The sequence below is a fragment of the Stackebrandtia sp. genome (genome assembly GCF_035643755.1).
Classification (GTDB): Bacteria; Actinomycetota; Actinomycetes; order Mycobacteriales; family Micromonosporaceae; genus Stackebrandtia.
The window spans coordinates 1-3,234 of sequence record NZ_DASQPW010000195.1; the positions used below are offsets into that span (position 1 = coordinate 1).

General features: G+C 71.6%; 3 protein-coding genes. 2 read left to right on the forward strand and 1 reads right to left on the reverse strand.

Annotated features, from left to right (window positions below; all coding sequences use genetic code 11):
• A partial coding sequence (locus VE172_RS14900) for a LysR family transcriptional regulator (RefSeq protein WP_349258391.1) occupies window positions 1–260 on the reverse strand: 260 nt, incomplete at its 3' end.
• Between the two features lie 1,203 nt (window positions 261–1,463).
• Here VE172_RS14900 and VE172_RS14910 point away from each other — a divergent pair.
• Both VE172_RS14910 and VE172_RS14915 read left to right on the forward strand, forming a co-directional pair.
• Window positions 1,464–2,414: a quinone oxidoreductase family protein gene (locus VE172_RS14910; protein WP_324802714.1), complete on the forward strand. Its 951-nt coding sequence runs from the start codon at window positions 1,464–1,466 to the stop codon at window positions 2,412–2,414.
• Between the two features lie 121 nt (window positions 2,415–2,535).
• On the forward strand, window positions 2,536–3,234 hold a 699-nt coding region (locus VE172_RS14915), incomplete at its 3' end, for a serine/threonine-protein kinase (protein WP_324802715.1).

Here is a 3,234-nt window from a genome sequence, read left to right on the forward strand (position 1 = left end):
GTGTCGACCTGGAGCACGTGCAACAGCCGCAGCACGCCCCGCGCGTGCACCACGGCGCGCTCCCCCGCCGCCGTCGGGCTCGCCCCCCGGCGGCCCCGCTCGAACAGCACGGCGCCGAGCTTGCGCTCCACGGCGCGTACCGCGTGCGACACCGCCGACTGGGTGAGGCCCAGCTCGGTCGCGGCGGCCGAGAAGCTCCCGGCGCGGGCCACCGCGTCGATCACGCGCAGCTCGGCGGGTTGCGGGTCGGAGGTCACCAGCGAACCCTAGCGCCCTACGCCGCGGCGTCGGCGCGCTGAAACTCGTGCATGGTCTCGACGACGGCGAACCCGAAGTCGGCGTTGACCTTGCGCATCGGGGCGTTGTCGCCCGCCGTCCAGGTGTGCACCCGTCGGCGGTCGGGATGGTCGCGCCGCAGGATGTCGAGTTGCGCGTCTTCATCGCGCCGCCGAGGCGGTGCCCGCGGTGGGCGCGCACCACCAGGGTGTCGTCCTGGTAGACCTCGCCGGGGGTGTGGGCGGGCACGAACATGAGGCTGTAGCCGCAGAAGCCGTGTTCGGGGTGGCGGGCGGCGGTGATAACGGTGGTGAAGCCCTGCGCCGCCAGGGACTCTTCGCTGTCGCGCAGGCGTTCGGCGGTCCACACTTTGGCCTCCTTCACGGCCTCGCCGGTGGGCACGTCGTGCTCCATGATGTTGCGCATCCGCACGAAGTCCTCGGCGTGCTCGTCGGGGCAGGCGCCGACCCAGGAGACGAAGTCGTATCCCGTGCCGTTGTCGCGCAACGCATCCAGCCTTGGCGGCGGGACGGGCAGCTCCAGCACCAGGCGGTCCTCGCGGTGCCGGCTGGCAAAGCCGTGCCGCAGCGCGAAACGGGAACCGGGGTGTTCGTCGAGCGCGCGGCCCCGTGGCACGTCCACCTCGGCGTCGTGGACGGTGCGGCCGTGCTCGGAGGCGAAGCGTTGCCCGAACGCGAACAGCGCACCGCCGTGGCCCCGGCGGCGGTGCTCGGGCGGGACGGCCAGCGTCCAGTCGGCCAGGTCGCGGTTCTCCCGCAGCGGCAGGTCGAGCCGCAGCGCCCCCGCCAGGGTGTCGCCGTCGAAGGAGCCGAACACCCGGCGCAGCGCGGTGGGCTTCGGGTTGCGCAGGGAGGCACGCACCTCCTCGTAGGCGAACACCAGCGGCGCGGTGCGCTCGGCGACCGACCCGGCGCGGCAGGCCCGGTACCAGGCGCGCAGCGCGTCCTCGTCGTGCGGGTCGATCTCGCGGACGTCGGGCACGGTGGCTCCTTCGCGGGGCGGGGCGTGGGCGCGGCGAACGCTATCAGCCGCCGCGGCGCGGCGCACGGAAGTTTCGCCGTCCATGAACGCCGCTCATGGAAAACGCCGGAGCATGAGCGCGTTGACCTGCACAATCGCGGCGGGCGTTCCTAGGCTTACGGCCTCGACGACATGAAGGAGAAACCATGCGTGCCATACAGTTCGACCGCTTCGGCGGCCCCGAGGTGCTCGACCTGGTGGAGCGGGACGATCCCGCCGCCGACGGCGACAGGCTCTTGCTGGACGTCACCGCCGCGGGCGTGAACTTCGCCGACATCGAGCAGGTGTCGGGCGAGTACGCCAAGCCGAAGGCCCTGCCGCACATCCCGGGCAGCGAGGTGGTGGGCCGCACCGCCGACGGCCGCAGGGTCGCGGCGTTGACCAGCGGCGGCGGGGGCTACGCGTCGCGGGCCGCTGTCCATGCGCACCTGGCGGTCGACGTCCCCGACGGCGTCGACGACGGCTCGGCGCTGGCGGTGCTGGTGCAGGGCCTCACCGCCTGGCACATGCTGGCGAGCGCGGCGCGGCTCGCCCCCGCGGAGACGGTGGTGGTGCACGCCGCTGCGGGCGGCGTGGGTTCGCTGGCGGTGCAGTTGGCCCGGGGGCTGGGCGCGGGCAGGGTGATCGCGGTGGCGTCCACGCAGGACAAGCGGCGGCTGGCGGTGGAGCTGGGTGCCGACGTCGCGGTGTCCGACGAGGCCGACGACTACCCCGCGCGGATTCGCGCCGCCAACGACGGGCTCGGTGCCGACGTGATCCTGGACGCCAACGGCGGTGCGCTGCAGGAGATCGCGGCGAAGGCGCTGGCCCCGCTGGGCCGCCTGGTGAGTTACGGCAACGCCTCGGGGGAACCGCGTCCGCTGTTCAACCCCGACGATCTCGCCGAGAACAACGCCGCGCTGATCGGGTTCTGGATTCGCCCGCTGCTGGACCTGCCCGGATACCTGGAGGAGCCGCTGGGGCGGATGTTCGCGATGGTGGGCGACCAGACGTTGCGGCCCCTGGTGTCCAGCGAGTACGCCTTGGACAACGCGCGCCAGGCGCATCAGGACATGAAGGACCGTCGCACCACGGGAAAGGTGTGGCTGAGGGTCTGAGCTCCATCGGGGTGGGCCGTTCCACCCGCCCGGAGCACCCATGAGTCTTCGACGCCCACCTGCCACTATGGTGAGTTCTATATATGCGAATCTCATTCTGATCGAAAGTGGACGGTCGCAAGTGACGGAGCTACGGGGCGGTGATCCGCGCCAGATCGGTCCATACCGGTTGGAGTCCCGACTGGGCGCGGGCGGGAAGGGGCAGGTGTTCCTCGGCATCGCCGAGTCGGGGCAACGGGTGGCGGTGAGGTTGCTGAAGCCCGAACTCGCCGACGAACCCGAGTTTCGCGGCCGCTTCGCGCGCGAAGTGGACACCGCGCGGACGGTGGACAGTCTCCACGTCGCATCCATTATGGATGGCGATGCGAGCGCGGACCCGCCATGGTTGGCCACCGAGTACCTCCCCGGGGCGTCGGTGTACCAGCGCGTGTCCGAGCGCGGACCACTCGGACCCTACGAACTTCGGGATCTGGGGATCCGGCTGGCAAGGGGACTGGTCGACATTCACCGTCGCGGCCTCGTCCACGGGGATCTCAAGCCCGGCAACGTGATCCTGACCAACGAGGGACCAAAGATCATCGACTTCGGGACCTCGCGGGCCGCGGACGCCAGCACGCTCACCGCTGCCGCCGCGGGGACGTACGCGTACATGTCCCCGGAGCAGATCACCTCCGATCGCGCCACCCCGGCGAGCGACGTGTTCGCGTTGGGCTGTGTCCTCGCGTTCGCCGCCACCGGTGCCGGGCCATTCGACGCCCCCAGCGTTCCCGCGATCGTCCACCAGGTCACCAGCGAAGAGCCCCGTCTCGACGCCGTGCCC

Excerpts from the sequence above, each read along its gene's own strand:
- VE172_RS14910 (WP_324802714.1), top strand. The coding sequence starts at position 1,464 with ATGCGTGCCATACAGTTCGACCGCTTCGGCGGCCCCGAGGTGCTCGAC.